Consider the following 20,863-nt stretch of genomic DNA (forward strand, 5'->3'; position numbering starts at 1 on the left):
ACCTAAAGCCAGGTGTGGGTTAGGAGTTTTTTTTTATTTGAAGCTAGTTCGTTTCATTACAGCTCAGGGAGCAGTTGTTCCAATTTTCCCAAATCCTCGTACCGGTCCACATCCCGAAGCTTTTCCAAAAGGCTGTAGGTCAGGTTTTCTTGGTTTGCCCTTTCCAGTGTTTGCCGCAGAACAGTAGCAGTACTCCAGGTGATTCCTTGAAACAAAGTAGCACAGGTTTTTTGCAATCCAAGCAGATAATACCCTCCATCCACTGCAGGTCCAATGACCATATCCTTAATCAAAAGTGCGTCAAAGGCTTGTTTTAGGTGATCGCTTTTGAGTTCGTAGCAGTCCGTTCCAATGATCAAGACCCTTTTGAATCCCAGTTTGAAAACCTGCTGGAATGCTTTTTCCATTTTTATCCCTAGATCACCAGTTTCCTGAGGATAAAAGTGATATCCTTTTTGAGGGTAGTCTTGAGAAGAAATGGGACCCAGGTGAAAAACAAAAATTTCCGCTTCCAATTCGGAAAGTTGCTTGTGTGTGTGCTGGATAAGAAAAGCATACAAATTGGCTGCCTTTTCTGTACCGATTGTCTCGGCTAGTCGGGTTTTGACGGATCCTGCTTTGGGAAATTTCTGAAATACGATGACGGCTTTTTTCATATGATTATAAGTGTCTTTAAGTGGCCATATGGAATCTCGCATGCGTAATATTAATTCCAGTGTGCGACGGGTACGTAATGCTCGATTTAATGGCTGTGGGCCAAAGTAAGGTAAAAGAATTAAAGAGCATAAAAAAAAAACCGGAGGTCAATGACCCCGGCTTTCATCCATTAATTAAACCCAAATAAATTTCAAAATTTCTTAATTATAACCTGCCCGATCCCGGAGCACTTCGGCCCCTCATTGGTTCTCCTGATCCTCGTCGGCCTTCTCTCACTTTCGACCGGTTTTCCTCCTTCATAGCCTCCCAGGTTGCTTTTTGTTCGGGAGTAAGCAAGGCAGCTATTTTTTCCTGATGAGCCTCTCTTTCCGCTTTCATCGCTTCTCTTTCTTCTTTTCTAGCTTCCCATTGCGCTTTTCTTTTCTGTGCCTCTTCCAAATGCAGCGCATATACCTCTTTCTTTTGTTCTTCGCTGAGGTCCAGTTTTTCTGCCATTCTTTCACTCATTCGTTCCGCCAACTGTTCCGGATTGATTTCCTGGTTTCCTCTTCTTTGTGCTTTTGCCTGTACGAAAGTAGCTCCTATCAGTACGGCAATGATCATTAGTTTTCTCATGGTAAGTTGTAATAATTGGTTTATAGTTCTTAGACCGGACAAGTTCCAAGAGGTTTAATGGAGAATGGTTAAGAAATGTTAAAAAGACGGAGGCTCAGGTACTTATTTTTTTTCTGCAACTAATTTTTCCCGGTCCTCAGGCTTTGAAATGGTGGGTTTGATCAGTAATCGCAAGGAGGGGTCGAAGGCAAGGTAATTCCATCCCCAGTCCAGGAATATAAAAATTCGGTTTTTTACCCCCACGATGGCCATGAGGTGAACAAAAAGCCAGGTAAGCCATGCCAGAAATCCCTGAAACTTGATAAACGGCAATTCTACTACCGCCAGTTTTCTGCCAATGGTGGCCATGCTTCCCAGGTCCTTATAGCGAAAAGGTTTCTCTGGTTTGGCGTTGAGTTTTGCAAGGAAGTTATTTCCCAGGTTTTTGGCCTGCTGCATAGCCACCTGTGCCACCTGTGGATGACCTTTGGGGTAATCGTCCCCCTTTTGCAGACAGCCATCACCCAGCACATAGATATTTCGACTGGACTGAAGTCGATTAAATGCATCGACCAGTAGGCGACCCCCTTTTGCTTTTTGATCATCCGCGATTCCCTCAATAAAGTTGGGGGAAATTCCAGCGGCCCAGAGTAAGGTATGGGTCTGAAACCGGGTTTCTCCATTGATGGTCACATTCAGACCGTCGTAATCCGCTACGGCGGTATTCAACAGCACTTCCACCTTAAGTTTTTCCAGGTATGTTTTGGCCTTGTCGCCCGAGGTCGTACTCATGCCTGCCAAAAGCGATGGTCCCATTTCCACCAACACCACCTTCATATTGTCGAAATTGAGTTGCGGGTAGTCTTTTGGAAACACCTTGTTGCGCAATTCTGCTACTGCTCCTGCCAGCTCTACACCAGTGGGGCCTCCACCCACGATTACCACGTTCATCAGGGCTTTTCTTTTCGATTCATCTGCTATGGTAATGGCCCTTTCGTAGTTTGAGATGATTTTATTCCGGATAAATAGCGCCTCAGAGACTGATTTCATAGGGATGCTATTTTTCATGATGCTCTCCATTCCGAAATAATTGGTGTCAGCACCCATCGCAAGAACCAGGTAATCGTAGTCTATGTATCCGATGTCTGTATACAGCCTGTTTTGCTGCTGGTCGATGCGTTTGGCTCCTCCCATTCTAAAGGTTACATTCGGGGTGTCGTGGAAAGCCTTTCGCAAAGGGAAAGAAATGGCACTGGGTTCCAGACCGGCCGTAGCTACCTGATAGAAAAGGGGTTGAAATTGGTGGTAGTTGTTTTTATCCAGCAGAATTACCTGATACGGTTTATTTCGCAAGGTTCTGGCCAGCTTCAGCCCGGCAAATCCTGCACCGACAATGATCACTTTGGGATAAGGAGATTGTGGAAGGTTTGGCAGTGCATGGTCCATAGTTGCAGTATTTAAGTTGGATTGGGTATGCTTTTGGTACGAATTTCTATGCGAATAGTTTGAGGAAAGAGGCCACCTGGAGAATATATGTTTTGTTTTGTTTGAATGGGATATTAGTCCAAATGAAAAATTTATTTATTTTTACAAACCTGAAAAGATAAAATGGTATGGGAAGAGCATTTGAATTTAGAAAAGAAAGAAAATTCAAAAGGTGGAGTAAAATGTCCAAGGTGTTTACGCGACTTGGGAAAGAAATTGTAATGGCGGTAAAGGTAGGAGGTCCCGATCCGGCCAACAATGCCAAACTTCGGACCGTCATACAAAATGCGAAAGGTGCTTCCATGCCCAAGGACCGAATTGAAGCGGCGATTACCAGGGCCAGCAATAAGGACGAAAAAGACTACGAAGAAATTGTTTACGAAGGCTATGGTCCTCATGGAATTGCTGTCATTGTAGAAACTTCCACCGACAACCTCAACCGTACAGTAGCCAATATCCGGCATTATTTTACCAAAGCAGGCGGCTCTTTGGGAACTTCTGGCTCCGTGAGTTTTATGTTTGAACGGAAAGCGGTATTTCGTTTTCCCAAAGATGACTGGGATCTGGAAGAGCTGGAGTTGGAATTGATCGATTTTGGATTGGAAGATATAGACGAAAACGAAGGAGAGATCTTTGTGTATACCGCCTTTGAGGATTTTGGCAACATGCAAAAGGCACTGGAGGATAAAGGTATTGAAGTAATTAGTGCGGATATGCAACGTTTTCCCATGTCCACCACCGAAATAACTGCCGAACAAGAAGAAGATATCAACAAAATGATAGAGCGTATGGAAGAGGATGACGATGTAAATCAGGTCTATCATAACATGGCCTAAACCAAACTATTTCCAACTTTAAATTACCCAATGGCATTCCCTAAAAGAAAAAACTACCAGGAACAAAAAAGGCAAAAACTAGTTATTGTAGGAAGTAAAAATCCGGTGAAAATTAAATGCACGGAAAACGCTTTTCAATCCCTTTTTGAAGATACTTTTATTGTAGAAGGTCTTAACGTAGACTCAAACGTAAAGGACCAGCCACAAGGGGACGTAGAAACCTATACCGGAGCCTACAACAGGGCTTTTGAGGCCAAAAAGGCATTCCCTGAGGCAGATTATTGGGTGGGTATCGAAGGCGGTGTGGACGAAGTAGGGGCCCAAATGGTGGCATTTGCCTGGATGGTAATCCTGGATGGCAGTAACAAAGTCGGGAAAGCCAAAACCGGAACCTTCTTTCTTCCGGAAGCGATTTCAAAACTGGTTCGCGAAGGAATGGAGCTGGGAGATGCCGATGACCGGGTATTTCAACAAACCAATTCCAAACAAGGTAATGGAGCAGTAGGAGTCCTTACCAATGGGGTGGTCAACCGGTTGGAATATTACCAACAGGCGGTAATATTGGCCTTGATTCCCTTTTTACAAAAGAATTTTTATTGAGTCCGGTCAATGACCCATAGAGATAATCAATTGGAAATTGAAAGTTATAGTCATTACCTTTGCTGCTTCATAGAAATAAAACGGACAATAATATGTTACAGGAATTAGCGACGGATAATTTATCAGAAATCATTCAGGAGAACGAAAAAGTGGTGGTTCAGTATGGGGCTACCTGGTGTGGCAACTGCCGGATAATGAAACCAAAAATGAAACGGCTGAGCAAATCCTACGAAGGCATCACTTTTCTATACGTGGATGCAGAGAAATTACCTGAATCGAGAAAACTGGCCCAGGTGACCAACCTGCCTACGTTTGCGGTTTTCAGTAAAGGAGCGATTGTGAATCAGGTACAGACAAATAAAGAAGAAGTACTAAAAACATTGATTGATGAGATTACCAATAATTAAGCACGTATTACAATTTATTGAAGAAAACGACGAAGACTGGGTGGTGGAAACCATTGAACTGTTAGAATCCATGACGGAGATTAGCACGCTTAAGGACGAGGAATTGGATGTCATAGGTGAATTGCTTTCGAATCTGTCAGGAACCCTGGAGGTCAACCAGATGATTAAAGATGGAGCCGATAAAAAGGAGGCCATGAATTCCTTTATGAAACGCGTGGTAGGCTCCATTGATAAGTAAATGCACTTTGAAAAAGTAGAAAAGTTGTTTATCACCCTAAACTAAATCTGCAAAAACGAAGTGTGAGGCATGTCCGATGGGCATGCCTTTTTTACTGGGGGCAGGCTACCAATAAAAACGTAGCTTAATGCAGGAAGATGGAAGGTGAATTGGACAAAAATATTAATAGGTAATAGGAATGCCTTTTCGAGTTCTTTTACATAATTCCTTGCACTTTTGACTTTGAAAATTCATCTGTTTATTATTTTCTTATAAGGGTTTGATGCCTTCCTATCGGCAGACAAGGAATCTCGCATGCTTGCCCCGATACCCTATCAGAGTATCCCAGTGTGTGACCTTTTCGTCATGCTCGATTTCTTCGAATTATTTATAATTTCCTCTTATCATTTCTGGAAATAGGGATGGTACTGGCCCTTTTCACAAATTTTTGGTACTTTAATCGTAATGAAGGAGAACAACCAGAAATCGGACAGCCGAAGAGACTTTTTAAAGGACAGCCTAATTGCCGGGGTATCGCTTTGTACGCTTGGCCTGCCATCCCTTCAGGCCTCTGGTAAGTCGGAAAGGAAGAATGATCTGGATTACCGCCTGGACTTACAGGTTCCCACCCGTTTGTTTGACGGGGATCAATGTTGGGTGCATCCCCGTGCCGGGCTGATACCCTTCTCCTCAGAAGTGGTTATGACCCTGAGTACCCTGGACCTGGAAGGCAGCGATGTATTTAAGGGAATGTACCAGATGAAAAGTTCGGACCGGGGTATTACCTGGACCCAGCCCGAAAAATCGGAAGCGCTGGCACCCCGGATAGAAACCATTAACGGAGAGGAGCGGCCGGTAGCTGCCAGTGATTTCTGGCCAAAAGGACATCGCAAGACAGGAGCTTTACTCGGAACGGGCCACACCATCGTCTACACACCAGACTGGAAAGTGACACACCCCCGGCCCCGCCACACGGCCTATGCCGTATTTAATTCAGAAAAGGGTGCCTGGAATACCTGGAAGAAATTGGAAATGCCTGATGAGAAGCGATTTGGAAATGCCGGTGCTGGTTGTGTTCAACGGCTAGACCTTTCCGACGGAACCGTATTGCTACCTATCTATTTTAGTCCCCCGGGAGAAAATGCCCGGGTAGCTGTTTGTCACTGTGATTTTGATGGGGAGAAGTTGTCTTTTATAGAAATGGGCAATACGCTTTCGGTAGAAGATGATAGCAGGGGACTTCACGAACCTTCATTAACTTTTTTTGAGGGGAAATACCTGCTTACGATTAGAAATGACCTTCAAGGATACGTAACGTATAGCGAAGACGGTCTGAACTACGCACCCATCCGTCCTTGGAAATTTGATGATGGTAGTGATTTGGGCAACTACAATACCCAGCAGCATTGGGTGCGGCACAGCAAAGGGTTGTACCTGGTTTATACCCGCAGAGGAGCTGATAACGATCACGTCTTCCGGCACCGGGCACCCCTGTTTATGGCAAAGGTGGATCCGGAGAAGATGGTGGTATTGCGGGATACAGAGCGAATATTAGTTCCGGAAAGAGGAGCCCGGCTGGGTAATTTTGGAGTGACGGAAGTCAGCGAATCTGAAACCTGGGTGACGGTATCGGAGTGGATGCAACCAAAAGGAGTAGAAAAATACGGTAGTGATGGCAGTGTCTACCTGGCTAAAATCCACTGGAACGAGCCGAACGAATTGTTCGAAGGCTAAAATCGCCCGATTTCTGAATCGTTATCCAAATCACGCCAAGTCATAAACCGAATTCATCAAAGCGAGTTTGGAGGCGAGAAGCTGTTTTTCCCGGGAAACAGCACAAAAGGAAAGTTTACCGAGAGTCATTCAATATTAAGGGGACAATTGCTCCAAAAATGCTTTCAGGGCTACTCTCCAGTCGGGATCGGCATCCCAGGTAGTTCCGATATACAGCTCGTTTCTCACCAAAAAGCGGATAAAATATTTAACCACCACCCGATCCGGCTGACCACTAGCGGTAGGGTCCAGGCCCATGCTTTGCATGAGATCCGCTTCCCGGCCTTCCTGTTTCATTAATAAAAACTGGACCCCATCCTGAATCAATTCCTGATTGGATTTGGCTTCCGTCAGAAAGACCACCTCATAGGGGTAATTGGCATCAAAGACCGATTCCATACCTTCTCGCTCTGCCCGTTGTTCTGCGGCCACCTGTTGCTCCGGCATCCCGTAGATATCATGCCGGAATGTGGTGAGGAAGCCTTCGTTTCCGGCAGCACCGGTGAGCAATACACCCAATTTAAAGGCATCGAGGTTAAGCGGGTTTTCAGCAAGGTAACCACTTTGGGTGGAGTTATTTTCCATACCCGGGATGGGGGGATACTCAGGTACTTCGATTACCAAAAAATTTTCGCTGCGCCGTCCGTTACCTATGGACTCAATTTGACTTTTTATTCCCTCCAAATCTTCGGCAGACCCGGACCAGTTTTCTCCGGGTGCGATGATGTTACCGTTGCCAGTAAAAGGAAATACATGGCTGTAAAACTGGCCGTCATTTTTTCTTATCAGCAGGACGATATTCTCTACCAACCGTCGAGAAAAATAGGAAGCATAGCTGTTTTTAATGGCATCTGAAAGGATGGCTTCCTCCAGTTCGTAATAGGCAATGGGGTCCCCGCCGGCAGCTATCAGCGACGGGTGTAATTCCTCGGCCAGTTCTTTCCAGGAAAAGGAAGGACTTGCCGTAGTGGAGGCAGAAATAAAAACGACTGACTTTCCGCTTAAAAACTGATCCACCACCTCGTTCTGGCCGATGCTTTGCAGGGAGGTTGAAAAAAGCAGGCCTGCGATAAGGATATATTTCGTCAACAAAATCAAATCTACAAGTGAAAGTTTAGTATTTTCACGAATATACACAAGCCAAAGTAAAATCTTCTGTTATGAAAACGATTACCCCGCTTATTTTATTACTTTTTTGGGCCGGTCCTTGGGTAGTTTCTGCTCAGGATATTGACCAAAATATACTGATAGAAGATATCCGGACACTTTCCTCCGATGCGATGGAAGGCCGAGCGCCGATGACAGCTGGAAGTGAAAAGGCAGGAACCTACATCAGGGATCGCTTTGAATCCCTGGGCCTGAGCAGTCAGTTCCCGGATTTTTCCCAACAATTTATCTTGGAACCCGATCTCGGAGAAGAAGGAATGGGCGTAAATATACTGGGATTTATACCCGGGACTACAACGTCCGAAATAATCCTGGTCCTGGCACATTACGACCATCTGGGCAAAAAAGGTGAGGTAATCTATAATGGTGCCGATGACAATGCGTCTGGTACGGCTGCTATGTTACAGATGGCTGCCTATTTTGCTGAAAATACCCCCCGCCATTCCATGATTTTTGTAGCTACGGATGCGGAGGAAAAGGGCCTATTGGGGGCAAGAGCCTTGATCCGAGATTTCCCTTTTTCCTTAAATGATATCAAGGTGGTGGTGAATATGGACATGATCAGCAGGAGTGAAGATCAAACGCTTTATGCGGTAGGTACCCGGTTTTACCCTGAATTCCGACCGTTTTTAGAGGAGGCAGCGGGTATGTCCTCCATTCGGCTGGTATTGGGAAACGATGGTGGTCCTGGGGAAAAGGATTGGAGCAGGGCATCAGACCACGGGCCCTTTCATGAAAAAGGAGTGCCGTTCATCTATTTTGGCGTGGAGGATCACAAAGATTACCATCAACCCACCGATACCTTCGAAAATATACAACAGGAATTTTACACAGAAGCCTGCGAACTCATTCTGGATACCCTTATTGGTATTGACCAAAGCATTAACGAATAAGGTAAGAAAGCCCTATTTGAGCAACAAATGTGGTTTGATCCAAACCTGGTACAAAATAGATTTCCGGATGGTTTTCCAGGTACCATTTGTAATTGAGGGTGTTTACATATTGAAATTTACCGGAAACCAGAAGGTTATCAAATCGCCATTCTGCTAGAAGAGAAGGAACGATATCCACGTACTTTCTCCGCCAATCTTTGATTTCCTCAAAGCGCTTGTAGTAGAAATCATTGTTGTGGTTTATGTATTCAAGTTCAAATCCCAGCCGGTTAAAACCTTTTACCCAGGCGGCATCTAGCGATATCACGTTGCTTCCTGGGCCGTAGCCAAATCCCAAAACCTGGCCTTTGTGAGTGTACCCGTGTCTAACGTGGGGATGCGTATACCAGCTATTGCGCGCCAAAATCACTTCACGTACCGTTTGTCCGGTTTGCGTCATTTCCATTCCAATTTGAAAAAATTCCTGCTCCCTTTTTAACGGAATCAGATTTGAAAACCCGAAGGAAAAAGCCCGGTTTTTGTCTGGATTGATAAGGAAGTCATAAAGACTCCTACTGTTTCCGTTGGAGCCGTATTCGCCATAAAATTCAAAATGACCACTGCTATCCATCCACCTGAAATAACCTGCACTTAACTGATTCCTTTTGTCCACATCGGGTCTGGTAATGCTTTCGGGCCCTTTTTCCCCATTAAAAACAGGTAGGTAGTCGGCCAGATGGTTCATGTCTGTATGGTACATCTGGGAAACAGAGCTAAAGCCCAGAAACAAACCCGGCAGCCATTTGGGCTGATAACTAAGCACCAGACCGGAAAGGTATCGCCAGTCTTCGTCTGACCTTTTGGGGACATACAGGGGCGTACCGGCAAAAGCATAGTTTTGGTGAGGGGGTTCGAATCCGGATGATTGTAGTTTGCCGGCAATGAGTTGCCCTTCAAAACTGCCTATGGCGGTTTGGACAGGTTTTCGGGTATTTAAGGTCAGATGAAGAAAACCCGGAGCATGGTTACTCATCAGCAGGGAAGCTTTTCTTCCGGGACCCCACCAGAGGTTTTCATTGGATATACCCAAAGAAAACTCCCCGAGATTGAGTCGGATGCTGCTTTGTCCCAAGGATAGGTAGGTATAAGGGGAACCTCCAAAACGTTCTGGAATGTCTGCCGTATTAAGCCACTCGTAATATTGCAGCCAGGTACTCTCCCAATGATCCAGAGGAAAACCCTGGAAATATTGATTGGAGGCATGCAAGACTTCCGGTTGGAGCTGTATACTTAAAGGACCGTATTCAAAATAAACCCCGGCATTAATCAGGTATTGCATGCCCTTGTTAGGAATCATAGGGCCGTCATTGATTCCAAAGCCGTAGGCTCCATTAAACTGAGAACGAATCATGAGGGGGAGTAATTGAAACCTCCCTTTGTTGTCTTTGGTGCTGAAATTAAAGTCCGACAAATCTTCATCGGTAAACGTTTCGTCCAGGTCCAGGCCATTGGACTTATCGAAGACCTCTTTTGGATACAAAGGGCGGATCATAAAACTGCTGGTTTCTGACAAGTTTCCCAGCAATTGCTGCCTACGCATGTAGTCTCCATAAACGGGTAAATTCAAACTCACACTTTGACCAAATACCTGAGGAATGCTTGCCAGGAAACTGAGAAGAAGCAAACCAGCTGTCAGGAAAAAAGGGAATAGTCGTTTTCTCATGTGTCTAATTAGTTTACAGTCATGGTGCTAACCTGAATCCTTGCGATGGACCAGCTTTCATCACACACGGGGTCTGCTGCGTTTTCTTGTTTTAATTCATCTCCACAGACGATCTCCAATTCACTTTCTCCGTGACGAATGATTTTGGTTATTTGGTACCTGCTGGTCCAGCCAATGGCGTTGCTGTATTGACAGCGGCCAGGAAGGTCACTGCTCACGGCTTCCGTTTTAGGTTCGTAAAACCGGGGGTAATTATCTGGGTAAGATTGGTACAGGCAGTAGGTGGATTCACAGGGGCTGTTGGAAAAGGTGGTTCTCAACACTTGATTTCCGTCCAAATTCATGTACCAGAAATCAGGCCCACCTATATTGTCTGGGTTTCCATCCCAACTGTCATGCAGCAGCAAGTCAATGGTCACTTTGATAGTATTATGTGACGGCAGATCCGGCAGAGTTAGCTGGATTTCTTCATTGTGGAAATACCCTAAAACCGTGTCGTCATTGAAATCGTAGAGCCTCCCCTTTTCAAAATAAACCAGGTCGGAATCGGAAAAATCATTATCATAGACCAGAACCTCATCCATCAGGGTGTCCTCACATGAAAAAAAGCAAGTGAAAAAAAGCAAGAAAACCGCTGTTTTTAGGTTTTTTCTAACCGAATTGGGTGTCATCAGGGAGGTAGGTTTCAATAATTTGAATTGACTGAACATAACCCGAAGTAGGCAATGCAATTTCCATTTCAGGAAAACCAATTGCTTGATGCGGACTAAATGACAAATAAACGAAAATATACGCAATTCATCACGAGAATGTAACTTAATCCAAGGGGAATTCAGTCCAAAACGTAGAGCCGTTTTACCCGCCTGCCTATGCTGGTCAACAGTTCGTAGGGGATGGTTCCGATTTTTTCGGCCAGGTATTGCAAGCTTGGGTCTTGTCCAAAAATAATTGCCTCATCGCCTTCCCTTACCTCCATTCCGGTGACATCTACCATACACATGTCCATGCAAATGGTGCCAACGGTAGCTGCCTTTCTTCCTTTGATTTGCACGTAAGCGTTGCCGTTGCTAAATCTACGGTCGTATCCATCTGCATATCCTATGGCCAGGGTGGCGATTTGTCCATCGGCTGCCATGACTCCTTTTCTCCCGTACCCGATGGTGGTGCCTTTTTTTAAGGTTTTTACCTGAGAAACTACGGTTTTAAGTGTTAATGCAGGTTGCAGTTTCTCCTGCTCCATTTGGCTGATTTCCACGCCAAATAGGCCTATGCCCAGCCGAACCATGTCCATTCCAAACTCCGGATACCGAATAATCCCAGCCGAATTCAAAACATGGCAAAGTGGACGGCAGGGCAGTTTGACTCTGATTTCCTGGCTCAATCGCTCAAATAACGCCAATTGTTCCCGGGAAAAGGCATCGTGGATCGCTTCATCCGCTGTGGCCAGGTGGGAAAACAACCCCGCCAGACGAATATTTGGATGTTCCTGCAGGAGCGTTATTGCTTCATTTAAGTCCTTTTCTTCCAGCCCCAGACGCCTCATTCCCGTGTCCAGTTCCAGGTGGATGGAAACGATTTCTCTGGTAGCCATTGCCAAAGCTCTTAACCCATTGACCTCGTAAACCACCGGTTCTAGCCGATGTTGAAGTAGCAGCTCAATATGGCGGGCTCCGGAATTCATTACCATTATGGGTAAGGTCACCCCCTTATCCCTAAGGTATACACCTTCATCTGGATAGGCTACGGAGAGGTAGTCAGCCCCAATTTGCTGCAGGTAATTGCCAATTTCCGCAGAACCACTTCCATATGCGAATGCTTTAACCATGACCATTACTTTGGTGCCGGGACTTACCTTTTGTTTGTAATGATAGAAATTGTGCCGAATGCTGTTGAGGTTGATCTCCAGTACCGTTTCGTGCACTTGGGCTTCCAGTGAACCCACGATGCGTTCGAATTGAAAAGTTCGGGCTCCTTTGACCAAAATCAGGTCGTCTTTTAAATTCAGCTCCGAAATTTTTTGCTGAAGGGTAGCAGTATCTGGGTAAAATGTGCTTCCGGAGGGAAAAATTCCCCTAAAACCCTCAAAAGTATGTCCTACCCCTACAAACAAGTCGATCTGGTAGTGTTTTAGTAATCGGACCGTATGTTCTAGGACCGATTGCCGGTTTCCCTCCTGACGCATTTCTGAAAGGATCAGTATTTTTCTGCCTTCGGGCTTTCGCTGATGGCTCATAAACTCCAAGGCGATTTCCAACCCTGCAAGGTCATTGTTGTAGCTGTCGTCAACGATGCGGCAGCGTTGGATACCCTGTTTTACGGTTAGCCGCATATCGATGGCATGAAGCAGGTCCAGGCCTTTTTGTATGGAATCTGGTGTCATTCCTAAAATCAGGGCAGAAACGATGACATGCCGGATATTTTCAAGGGAAGCGGGATCCCGGAAGGAACTGGTAAACGTGTAGGTCGTCAGGTCTTTCCCAATCAGAAGGATTTTAGTTTGATTTCTATTCGGCCGAAGGGCAAGGGTATAATCCGCACCCGTCTGTTCAGACCAGCTGATCAACCTTTCCGAAGGGAAATGTTGCTCCAGATACTTGTGAATTCTTGTGTGTTCCTTTCGGTAGACTATATACTTACAGCGGGCAAAAAGCAGGCATTTTTCAGCGATTTTAGTTTCCAGGTCCTCAAAATGCTCATCATGAGCGCTTCCAATGGTGGTAAAAATCCCCAGTTCAGGTTGGATGATAGCTTCCAGGGATTGCATTTCACCTGGCTTGGAAATGCCGGCTTCCAGCAAAGCTACCTGATGCCTGCTATCCATCCCCAAGGCAGAAAGCGCTACCCCAATTTGGCTATTGTAGCTTTTGGGGCTTTTCCAGACCCGGTATTTTTCGGAGAGTACCTGAGCCAACCATTCCTTGACGATGGTTTTGCCGTTACTTCCCGTAATACCTGCTACCGGGCCCGAAAATTTTTCCCTGTTGAGCTTTGCCAGGGCTTGAAGGGCTTCCAATGGAGCGGCGCAAAAAAGGATATTGGCCCCGGAAAGGCTGTCTAGAAGTTCTGGTGCTTTGGCCTCAGAGGGCAAGATAAAGTTTCTGACATTTTTGTGGTAGGCGTCTTTTGCAAAATGCCAGCCACTGCTTCGGGTTCCCACCAGTGCCACAAAAAGCGTCTGGGTGCCGTTCTGAATTTTTCTGGAATCAATGGATACCTGTTCTATCTGATTAGCGGCGGTTCCCTTTATAAAATACCCTGGTTGTTGCGCTGCAAATTTATGAAAATGGATAACCTCGATCATAGCCGATTTGCTTACTTAAATTGTGGTAAAGGTAAGGGTAATATTCATAGATTTCCCGGCATTGCCCAGCCTTTTACGCCGCTTGTGGAGCCAATGTACCATCGGGCTACACAAAAGGATTCAGGGAAAACGTTTGCAGTCAGGTGAAATTTTTAGTATTATTGAAACAATATTAAGCGAGAGCGTGTTTTTTTAAAAATTAAACAGGAGTGTCCGGTGGCTACACAAAATATAATTTCGAAAACTAGTTTTAAATTTTTATCTTTGGGTTTATTATTTTGTGTTTTTTCAATTGAAGCATCTTTCGGACAGTCCGAAGCAGGAGGGGTAATTGCCGGTGAACAGGTAAATGAGGTTTCCTACCATCCACAAACTCCTGAAAAACGGTTGGATAAATCAAGCGGCAAATCCGAAAAGAGGTCGTTTTCAGGTTACTCCAAGAATGAAAATGGGTCTGAGCGATCGGACTACCAAGGTATCAGCGATAAAGGGACTCAAAATGGTGAAGCCTCGTCAGAAGAGGTTTCTACGCTTTCTTTTAATATCTTCCTGTACGTACTCGATCGGTTTAAGGAGGATTAGGTTATTTACTTCCCTCTATTTAAATCCATTTCCTTGCACAACAGGTAGTTATTCCCCACAGTTACTTAGTTTAGTTTCCAAATAAACCCTTGATAATGAAAAAGTTTGCGGCAGTCTGGTACGTATGGCTCCTTAGCTCCATACCCTTTATACTACCCCTTCAGGCACAGGAAATCGCCCTTCAGCTCTACAGCCTTCGTGAACAAATGAAAATGGATGTAGAAAGGTACCATGAAATCATCAGTCAATGGGGAATCCGGTACATAGAAGGTGGCGGGACCTATGGAATGAGCGAAAAAAAGTATAAGCAGCTTTTGGAAAAATACAACCTGCAGCTGGTAAGTGTTGGCGGAACTTTCGAGGAAATGCGTGATAATCCTCAGGCTGTTATTGATCGGGCGAAGTTCTTTGGGGCCAACTATATAGTGACTTTTTGGATCCCGCATACTTCCGGAAACTTTGGAGAAGCAGATGCCAAAAAAGCAGTATCAGTCTTTAACAAGGCTGGGAAGATGGTAAAGGAAGCCGGCCTTACCTTTTGCTACCATCCTCACGGCTATGAGTTCACGGATTATGGAGAGGGAACACTGTTTGATTACATGATAGAAAATGCGGAGGATTTCGATTTTGAAATGGATGTTTTTTGGGTGAAAATGGCAGGTGCGGACCCCTTGGCAATCCTGGAGGCCCATCCTGAAAAGTTTCCTTTGCTACACCTGAAGGATCGAAAAAAAGGAACATCCGGTACCAGTGACGGAACTGGTGATGTAGAGTCTAATGTGGTTTTAGGTAATGGAGACATAGACGTAGAGGGCATCATCCGTCAGGCAAAAAAGGCAGGAACGGATTTTCTGATCATCGAAGATGAATCCTCCAGGTCCGTGGCACAAATCCCCCAATCGATTTATTTTATTCGTTCTATTCTAGATCAATAGTCCCGTAGATCGCGTCAGGTAGAAAAGATAAAAGAGAGCTGCTGGCTTTCCATGCCATACAGCTCCATGAAAAATACATAAGATTGGGCTTCCTAATCTAAATACAGGTATTTTATGCGACCATCTGCATCTGTTACCCGCAGGTAGACCTCTTCTAATTTCAGAAATTTAAGGTGGTATTTTTTGACAAAGCCACCAGTTTCCTGGATAACATCCGTCGCTATTTTAGTATGACTGTTGTCAAAAATAGTTACCTCCGTTCCCGGCTTTTCTACCCCCAGTACTTTAAGTGTAAAGGTTTTATTATCAATGACCTTAGCGTAAGCCAAGAGTTTTTTTTCTACCTTTTTCCTGTTTTCCACGTCAAAACTCACTGTTTCTTCTTTTGTTTCCAGTTTCACCTTGTATTTTCCTTCGGGCATCTTAGACAGATTGTAGGGGATATTAAGCGGTGAATTTACCTTATAGTGGTTTCTATCAATCAGTTTTCCAGCCGGATCGTAAATCGATACAATCACCTGGCCTGCTGCTTCCGCTAATCTTAACGTGAATCGCTGTTCTTTCGCTTCTATGGATGAAATTTCCATCAGGCTTTTGTCAGCCGCCATACTTCCAAGTGCGAGGCTGAATGTCAATACTAGAGTTGCTAACGTTTTCATGGTTGTGTGCATTTGTTGGATATTGAATTTTCCTGAATTATTACCAATGCCATACCATGAAAAATGGGAAATGGACAACCGATCTAAGAGTGAAAATTTTATGTCTGAAACGAAACCCTTTTAGATTGCTCCCAGGGCTATAAGTTGTATCAAAAGCGTACGATTGTATCCTGATTTGTTTGGTACTGATACAGCTTTTGTCAAAAAATGGTAATCGGACTAAGGAATTTGAGTTAAAAAAAATAAAAATAAATTTTTCAAAAATAATTAAATGATTTGATAGACAGAACGTTATCAAGACGTAACTGTCCATTACCGAACATTGATTGGATGGAAGTGAACAATCTTTAATGCATAGAATGGCAATTGAATTGGGAGAAAAGGAGAAGATGTTACTTTCCGCAGATCAATTTCGCAAGGATTTTCGCCTCCTTTTATAGCCTCCCTTTCTTCTTTTGCTACTAGTATAAAAATTATACAGGAAGTTAACCGCCATCAGGGCAATCGTAAGCGGTATAAAAAAAGACGGCAACATGTTTTTGATCCCAAGCAAAATAAATAAGGCGGCGATTATACCTACTTTGAATGAAGTGTAGCTTTCGGGAAAAGTACTGCCGACCAATACCAGACTAACAATCTCGGCAACAATCAAAACCAATATCATCCACGTAAATAGGGTATTGGTAGGGACGCTACTCCCAACAAAGTACCAGGCAAGCAGGCCAATCACTGCGATTAGACTAAGGGTCTGAAGAGAGGTATGGATAGTTTCTTTCATAATTCCGATTTTAGTAGGGAATTTAGAATTATTTCTCTGAAAACCAAAAAAAACACTGAATTAACCCGGGTTGCCTACAAGTTATTTTTGATATAATCAGTCATCATCTGGTAAAGGTGCCAACTGGTGTTGCCCCCACTAATGCCATGGTTTCGGTTGGGATAATAAAACGTATCCACCTGTTTATCGGCTGAAATCAGGGCGTCGACCAGTTCCACCGAATTCTGAAAATGAACATTGTCATCGCCGGTACCATGGATCAAAAGGAAATTTCCCTTGAGCTTGTCTACATGGCTGATGGGGCTGAAATCATCGTACCCTTCCGGATTGAGCTGAGGTGTTTGCAGGTATCTTTCAGTATAAATAGTATCGTAGTACCTCCAGCTGCTAACTGGGGCCACTGATATGGCAGTTTTAATCAGGTCATGGCCAATCATCAGTGCCAGGGAGGACATGTAGCCACCATATGACCAGCCCCAGATACCGATCCTTTCTTGATCGATATAGGGAAAGGACCCGAGGTAACTTGCTGCTGCAAGTTGGTCCTGAGTTTCCAATTTCCCCAGCTGGGCATAGGTACTGTGTTTAAAAGCCCTGCCCCTGCCGCCGGTACCCCTGTTGTCCACACAAGCGACTACGTAACCCTCTGCGGCCAGGTGTTGGTGCCACCAATCCCGGGTTCCTCCCCAGGAATTCATCACATTTTGAGAACCGGGACCTCCGTATACATATAGCAAAAGGGGATACTTTTTGGAAGGGTCAAAATCAGCGGGTTGAACCAGGTATCCGTTCAACTCGGTCCCATCGGTTGTGGGAAAGGAGAAAAACGTTTTAGGTCTGAAAGAATAATCCTGCATTCGGATTTCCAAAACCTTGTTTTCTTCCAGGTTCGTGATCAAGCGACCTTTACTGTCCAATAGTCTGCTTAGCAGTGGCTTGGTAACGGAACTGTACGCATCGATAAAAAACCGGTGGTCCGGGCTCATGCGGATGGAATGGGTTCCCCGTTCCGGAGTCAGCAATTGCTTGTTTCGTCCATTCATCCCAATGGAATAAAAATGCCTTTCTAAGGGTGAAATTTCAGTAGAGAGGAAAAATACGCGTTTATTATTCAGGTCTACCCCTACCAATTCGGTGACTTCCCAATTTCCATCAGTGATTTGCCGGACCATGTTTCCTTCCAGATCGTAATGATAGATGTGTTTGAAGCCGTCATTTTCAGAGGTAGTCAGAAAGCCCTTATTGTCAGGCAGGAAAATAAAATGGTCGTTGTAGTTGAGATCTACGTAGGTTTCGGAAGTTTCGGTTAGAATCATTTTTACGTTCCCCGTGGTTGGGTTGGCAAAAAGGATATCTTTTTGGTTTTGAAGCCGGTTTAGCCGGATGATGGCCAGGATGCTATTGTCTCCAGCCCAATATATCCGCGGGAGGTAAATGTCCGTTTCTTCTCCGGTGTGAATTAGTTGCGTGTCGCCGCTATCCAAATCGTAAACATGTATGCTCACCTCGGCATTTTTTTCTCCTGCTTTGGGATATTTGAATTCGTAATTTTTCGGATAAAGGGTTCCCCACATCTGCATGGAAAAAAGGGGTACTTCCTGCTCATCAAACCGGATAAAAGCTAGCTTGCTGCCATCGGGTGACCATTCAAAGGCCTTTGCCATGGAGAATTCCTCCTCATACACCCAATCCGCAGCCCCATTTCGGATGGAATTGGATTCCCCGTCAAAAGTAACCTGCACCTTTTTCCCGGAGCTTAGTACTTCATAAAAAAGGTTATTTTCCTTTACATAAGCCACTCGGGTATTGTCAGGAGACAAACTGGCATAGGAAATCTTCTCTCCGTTTTCAAGTTGCCGAAACTGTTCTGTGCGAAGGTCAAACAGGTGGAATACAGCCTTGGTGGATCTTCGGTAGATGGATTCGACCTCAGACTCCAGCAGTGCCATGCTTTCATCCGGGTTAAAGGCGTAGTTGCTAAAATTTAGTCCCAGTTCTTTCCCATCGATCAGAATCCGGGATTCTTTGCCGGTTTCCAGGTTGATTTGAACTACCTGCGAGAAACCCTCTCTTTTTTTCAACGCTGTGTAATAGCGGCCGTCCTTCATCCAATTGATGCCGTTGACCGTTTCAGGGCGATGTATTTCTTTTTTGATAACGTCTTCCAGGCTGATTTTCTTTGCCTCCTGAGCGATAACCGGGGAAAAGGTCAACCAAAGGAAGGAAAAAGGGGCCAATAGTTTAAGCGGTTGCAACATGATTGGGTTGATTTAATACAGGTCTGGTCACCGATAAGAGCCAATGCCAAACCGGTCACTATTCATTACTGTAAAACGAGATTGTTTGTTTTCCCCCTCGGGAAAGTAAACTTGATACGAACTAGCTGTCGAACTATTAATTGCCCAATGGTTCTCCGCCTGGCCTTACGGGTTGTGTCCAGGCCTGTTGGTTGTTCATGTTTTCTACCGGGTTTTCCTGTGCTTCGGATGAGATGATCTTGCAGCGCACAAACAGAAAGTCTTCACCCACTTCAAATTCGCCTTCATTGCCTGAAACGGTTTTCAAAATGGTCGTTTCCTTTTCTCCGGTTTTACAACCGATAAACTGTAAGGTATAGGTAACCCCATCTTTTGGTTTGGCCCGAATGCTTAGTAAGTTGTCAGCATACCGAACATCTTCGAGTTCCACCCCTGTGGAAGCGTAAAAATCTCCTTTTTCCAGGGACCCGATGAGGGCTCCCGGTGTCAGTTCTTCGGCCCGTACAACCACCCAACCCCTGCCGGCATTAGCTAGTTTGGAGGACTGTTCGTGGTAACTGTGACTGTCATCCGTGGCCAGTCCAAAAAGCAGAGGCTGCCCCTTTTCCAAGTAGGCGATGTTGATAAAATCCCACATTTCTTCGTAACCAAGTCGGGCTGAATCCCCCAGATTATTAACTGCAGGATGCCCGTTATAGACTTCAAAGAATCGCTCACCTTTAAGGCGAATCATGTCTTCGAGGGTAATGGCCCATCTGAAATTGGGGTGGTTGATGTGCACCATCATGGGTTTGCCGGATTCCTGCCGCTGTTCAAGCACGGCATTGATGTTGTTCTGCAAAACCTCTACTACACTACCTCCTTCACGGGGCTGTATTAATTGGTCAATATTGGTGGCATTCAGGTGTAAAGGTTTTCCTTCGTATCCGGCAGAAATTTCTTCTGCTGGCAGCATTATGAATTGTTCCTTTTCTTCATACAAAGGGGCATATTCGTCAAAGGTTTTGAGTTTTACTCGCAACTCCTCACCCTCTTTTTCATAAATTACCCATGAGTCACTATACTCGTTAAGGTAATTCTGAAACGCATTTCGATACATGCTATCCTGTCGGATGCTTACCCATTTTTCTCCTTCCTGGAAAATATTATGGTCAGATAGAGCGACAAACTGATACCCATTATCTTTGTACCATTTCATAATTACTTCAGGAAATTCATCCCCGTCACTCCAATAGGAATGCGTGTGTAGGTTTCCCTTATACCAATTATTTTCGCTGATTAGCCGGGTACTCTGTTGGGGAGAGCATCCGGCAAAAATCAATAAAAAGCCCCATGTAAGGGAGGATAGCCTACAGCCACCGAATTTCGTTTTCATGTCTTTTTGAGAGCTAATTGAGGAATAGTTTTACCTGTGGTGAAGATATTGAATGCCAGGGTAAAATCAAACCTGTTTCCAAGCTATTACTGGCAAGGATAGGCAGGACCAAAGCATTTTGGTATATTTAGCCCTTAAAATCAACAATTTTGCGCATGGCTATTCAACAAAAACTGATCAACTACCTTAACCAAATCCTCAGACATACCTATGAGAGCATCAAGGGATACAAAGACGCAGCTAGAAACCTAGGGGAGGGTCCATTTAAAGAATTTTTTATAGAACGGGCCAAAGAAAAAATGGTTCTTCGGGATGCTCTCATAGCTGAGATTTACCGGCTGGAAGGGCAACCGATCGAAAAAGGTGGGTTTTTAAATTTATTTCAAAGATCCTGGAAAAACTTCAAAACCTCACTGGACCACGACAACGAAAAGGAAATCGCAAAATATTGCCTGGAAGAAGAAAAAAAAGCCACGAAGGAATTTGGGGTATTGCTTCGAAATCCGGAACTGGTTTCCGAGGATTTTTTTCAAATTCTGACAAGCCAGCATGAAAAAAACCTTGCTGCTTCAAAAGCGTTAGTAGAAAAGATTAAAATGTAAGTAAAGGCATGTTAATAAAGTTTTTTCTTACAAACGAAAAAG

20 protein-coding genes are annotated in these 20,863 nt (G+C 44.6%); 9 read left to right on the plus strand and 11 right to left on the minus strand.

The genetic code is table 11. The annotated features are described in order from the left end of the window. Positions 1-56: 56 nt before the first annotated feature. The 3 genes from GKS34_RS22600 to GKS34_RS22610 all read right to left on the minus strand — a co-directional run bounded on the left by GKS34_RS22600 (position 57) and on the right by GKS34_RS22610 (position 2,697). Positions 57-698 (minus strand): TIGR04282 family arsenosugar biosynthesis glycosyltransferase, encoded by a 642-nt coding sequence (locus GKS34_RS22600; RefSeq protein WP_163387324.1) that lies wholly within the window; start codon positions 696-698, stop codon positions 57-59. A 163-nt stretch (positions 699-861) separates the two neighbouring features. Further along, the gene (locus tag GKS34_RS22605; protein ID WP_163387326.1) at positions 862-1,272 is read right to left on the minus strand and encodes a DUF4890 domain-containing protein; all 411 of its coding nucleotides are present in this window, start codon (positions 1,270-1,272) and stop codon (positions 862-864) included. 102 nt (positions 1,273-1,374) lie between these two features. Next, positions 1,375-2,697: an NAD(P)/FAD-dependent oxidoreductase gene (locus tag GKS34_RS22610; RefSeq protein ID WP_163387328.1), complete on the minus strand. Its 1,323-nt coding sequence runs from the start codon at positions 2,695-2,697 to the stop codon at positions 1,375-1,377. 167 nt (positions 2,698-2,864) lie between these two features. Between GKS34_RS22610 and GKS34_RS22615 the strand changes: the two genes are divergently transcribed. The 5 genes from GKS34_RS22615 to GKS34_RS22635 all read left to right on the plus strand — a co-directional run bounded on the left by GKS34_RS22615 (position 2,865) and on the right by GKS34_RS22635 (position 6,530). Beyond that, positions 2,865-3,572, plus strand: coding sequence for a YebC/PmpR family DNA-binding transcriptional regulator (locus tag GKS34_RS22615; RefSeq protein ID WP_163387330.1), 708 nt, complete (start codon positions 2,865-2,867; stop codon positions 3,570-3,572). Positions 3,573-3,602: 30 nt separating this feature from the next. After that, positions 3,603-4,172 (plus strand): inosine/xanthosine triphosphatase, encoded by a 570-nt coding sequence (gene yjjX / locus GKS34_RS22620; protein ID WP_163387332.1) that lies wholly within the window; start codon positions 3,603-3,605, stop codon positions 4,170-4,172. Positions 4,173-4,264: 92 nt separating this feature from the next. After that, positions 4,265-4,579 (plus strand): thioredoxin family protein, encoded by a 315-nt coding sequence (locus tag GKS34_RS22625; protein WP_163387334.1) that lies wholly within the window; start codon positions 4,265-4,267, stop codon positions 4,577-4,579. Next, a complete protein-coding gene (locus GKS34_RS22630) occupies positions 4,560-4,817 on the plus strand; it encodes a DUF6952 family protein (protein WP_163387336.1) in 258 nt (85 codons plus the stop codon). Before GKS34_RS22625 ends, GKS34_RS22630 begins: the two co-directional genes overlap by 20 nt. A 444-nt stretch (positions 4,818-5,261) precedes the next feature. Next, positions 5,262-6,530 (plus strand): exo-alpha-sialidase, encoded by a 1,269-nt coding sequence (locus GKS34_RS22635; RefSeq protein ID WP_163387338.1) that lies wholly within the window; start codon positions 5,262-5,264, stop codon positions 6,528-6,530. A gap of 135 nt (positions 6,531-6,665) precedes the next feature. On the opposite strand, the gene GKS34_RS22640 is transcribed toward GKS34_RS22635, so the two are convergent. Next, positions 6,666-7,658: an NTPase gene (locus GKS34_RS22640; RefSeq protein ID WP_240459427.1), complete on the minus strand. Its 993-nt coding sequence runs from the start codon at positions 7,656-7,658 to the stop codon at positions 6,666-6,668. A gap of 71 nt (positions 7,659-7,729) precedes the next feature. Between GKS34_RS22640 and GKS34_RS22645 the strand changes: the two genes are divergently transcribed. Beyond that, complete coding sequence (locus tag GKS34_RS22645; protein ID WP_163387342.1) at positions 7,730-8,629, plus strand: M20/M25/M40 family metallo-hydrolase; 900 nt, start codon at positions 7,730-7,732, stop codon at positions 8,627-8,629. On the opposite strand, the gene GKS34_RS22650 is transcribed toward GKS34_RS22645, so the two are convergent. The 3 genes from GKS34_RS22650 to GKS34_RS22660 form a co-directional block, all read right to left on the minus strand. Next, positions 8,619-10,331 carry a capsule assembly Wzi family protein gene (locus GKS34_RS22650; protein ID WP_163387345.1) on the minus strand — a complete coding sequence of 571 codons (1,713 nt, stop codon included), beginning with the start codon at positions 10,329-10,331 and terminating at the stop codon, positions 8,619-8,621. The two genes, GKS34_RS22645 and GKS34_RS22650, sit on opposite strands and share 11 nt — an antisense overlap. An 8-nt stretch (positions 10,332-10,339) precedes the next feature. Then, a complete protein-coding gene (locus GKS34_RS22655; protein ID WP_240459428.1) occupies positions 10,340-11,002 on the minus strand; it encodes a hypothetical protein in 663 nt (220 codons plus the stop codon). Positions 11,003-11,163: 161 nt separating this feature from the next. Beyond that, positions 11,164-13,632 carry a bifunctional UDP-N-acetylmuramoyl-tripeptide:D-alanyl-D-alanine ligase/alanine racemase gene (locus tag GKS34_RS22660; RefSeq protein ID WP_240459429.1) on the minus strand — a complete coding sequence of 823 codons (2,469 nt, stop codon included), beginning with the start codon at positions 13,630-13,632 and terminating at the stop codon, positions 11,164-11,166. Positions 13,633-13,896: 264 nt separating this feature from the next. Between GKS34_RS22660 and GKS34_RS22665 the strand changes: the two genes are divergently transcribed. Together GKS34_RS22665 and GKS34_RS22670 are read left to right on the plus strand one after the other, a co-directional pair. Beyond that, on the plus strand, positions 13,897-14,214 hold the full coding sequence (locus GKS34_RS22665) for a hypothetical protein (protein WP_163387347.1): 318 nt from the start codon (positions 13,897-13,899) through the stop codon (positions 14,212-14,214). Positions 14,215-14,309: 95 nt separating this feature from the next. Next, complete coding sequence (locus tag GKS34_RS22670; protein ID WP_163387349.1) at positions 14,310-15,149, plus strand: sugar phosphate isomerase/epimerase family protein; 840 nt, start codon at positions 14,310-14,312, stop codon at positions 15,147-15,149. Between the two features lie 92 nt (positions 15,150-15,241). On the opposite strand, the gene GKS34_RS22675 is transcribed toward GKS34_RS22670, so the two are convergent. The 4 genes from GKS34_RS22675 to GKS34_RS22690 form a co-directional block, all read right to left on the minus strand. Beyond that, the gene (locus GKS34_RS22675) at positions 15,242-15,808 is read right to left on the minus strand and encodes a T9SS type A sorting domain-containing protein (protein ID WP_163387351.1); all 567 of its coding nucleotides are present in this window, start codon (positions 15,806-15,808) and stop codon (positions 15,242-15,244) included. 406 nt (positions 15,809-16,214) lie between these two features. Then, positions 16,215-16,586, minus strand: a complete 372-nt coding sequence (locus GKS34_RS22680) for a hypothetical protein (protein ID WP_163387353.1) — start codon at positions 16,584-16,586, stop codon at positions 16,215-16,217. Between the two features lie 74 nt (positions 16,587-16,660). Further along, complete coding sequence (locus tag GKS34_RS22685) at positions 16,661-18,844, minus strand: S9 family peptidase (protein ID WP_163387354.1); 2,184 nt, start codon at positions 18,842-18,844, stop codon at positions 16,661-16,663. A gap of 136 nt (positions 18,845-18,980) precedes the next feature. Beyond that, positions 18,981-20,219: a CehA/McbA family metallohydrolase domain-containing protein gene (locus tag GKS34_RS22690; protein ID WP_163387356.1), complete on the minus strand. Its 1,239-nt coding sequence runs from the start codon at positions 20,217-20,219 to the stop codon at positions 18,981-18,983. A gap of 155 nt (positions 20,220-20,374) precedes the next feature. Between GKS34_RS22690 and GKS34_RS22695 the strand changes: the two genes are divergently transcribed. Then, the gene (locus tag GKS34_RS22695; protein ID WP_163387357.1) at positions 20,375-20,821 is read left to right on the plus strand and encodes a DUF2383 domain-containing protein; all 447 of its coding nucleotides are present in this window, start codon (positions 20,375-20,377) and stop codon (positions 20,819-20,821) included. The last annotated feature ends 42 nt before the right edge of the window (positions 20,822-20,863 follow it).

Source organism: Cyclobacterium jeungdonense (genome assembly GCF_010994275.1).
In the GTDB taxonomy this organism is placed as follows: domain Bacteria; phylum Bacteroidota; class Bacteroidia; order Cytophagales; family Cyclobacteriaceae; genus Cyclobacterium; species Cyclobacterium jeungdonense.

Coding starts and splice junctions, on each gene's coding strand:
- GKS34_RS22600 (WP_163387324.1), bottom strand. CDS start 698: ATGCGAGATTCCATATGGCCACTTAAAGACACTTATAATCATATGAAA.
- GKS34_RS22605 (WP_163387326.1), bottom strand. CDS start 1,272: ATGAGAAAACTAATGATCATTGCCGTACTGATAGGAGCTACTTTCGTA.
- GKS34_RS22610 (WP_163387328.1), bottom strand. CDS start 2,697: ATGGACCATGCACTGCCAAACCTTCCACAATCTCCTTATCCCAAAGTG.
- GKS34_RS22615 (WP_163387330.1), top strand. CDS start 2,865: ATGGGAAGAGCATTTGAATTTAGAAAAGAAAGAAAATTCAAAAGGTGG.
- yjjX (WP_163387332.1), top strand. CDS start 3,603: ATGGCATTCCCTAAAAGAAAAAACTACCAGGAACAAAAAAGGCAAAAA.
- GKS34_RS22625 (WP_163387334.1), top strand. CDS start 4,265: ATGTTACAGGAATTAGCGACGGATAATTTATCAGAAATCATTCAGGAG.
- GKS34_RS22630 (WP_163387336.1), top strand. CDS start 4,560: ATGAGATTACCAATAATTAAGCACGTATTACAATTTATTGAAGAAAAC.
- GKS34_RS22635 (WP_163387338.1), top strand. CDS start 5,262: ATGAAGGAGAACAACCAGAAATCGGACAGCCGAAGAGACTTTTTAAAG.
- GKS34_RS22645 (WP_163387342.1), top strand. CDS start 7,730: ATGAAAACGATTACCCCGCTTATTTTATTACTTTTTTGGGCCGGTCCT.
- GKS34_RS22650 (WP_163387345.1), bottom strand. CDS start 10,331: ATGAGAAAACGACTATTCCCTTTTTTCCTGACAGCTGGTTTGCTTCTT.
- GKS34_RS22655 (WP_240459428.1), bottom strand. CDS start 11,002: ATGACACCCAATTCGGTTAGAAAAAACCTAAAAACAGCGGTTTTCTTG.
- GKS34_RS22660 (WP_240459429.1), bottom strand. CDS start 13,632: ATGATCGAGGTTATCCATTTTCATAAATTTGCAGCGCAACAACCAGGG.
- GKS34_RS22670 (WP_163387349.1), top strand. CDS start 14,310: ATGAAAAAGTTTGCGGCAGTCTGGTACGTATGGCTCCTTAGCTCCATA.
- GKS34_RS22675 (WP_163387351.1), bottom strand. CDS start 15,808: ATGAAAACGTTAGCAACTCTAGTATTGACATTCAGCCTCGCACTTGGA.
- GKS34_RS22680 (WP_163387353.1), bottom strand. CDS start 16,586: ATGAAAGAAACTATCCATACCTCTCTTCAGACCCTTAGTCTAATCGCA.
- GKS34_RS22685 (WP_163387354.1), bottom strand. CDS start 18,844: ATGTTGCAACCGCTTAAACTATTGGCCCCTTTTTCCTTCCTTTGGTTG.
- GKS34_RS22690 (WP_163387356.1), bottom strand. CDS start 20,219: ATGAAAACGAAATTCGGTGGCTGTAGGCTATCCTCCCTTACATGGGGC.
- GKS34_RS22695 (WP_163387357.1), top strand. CDS start 20,375: ATGGCTATTCAACAAAAACTGATCAACTACCTTAACCAAATCCTCAGA.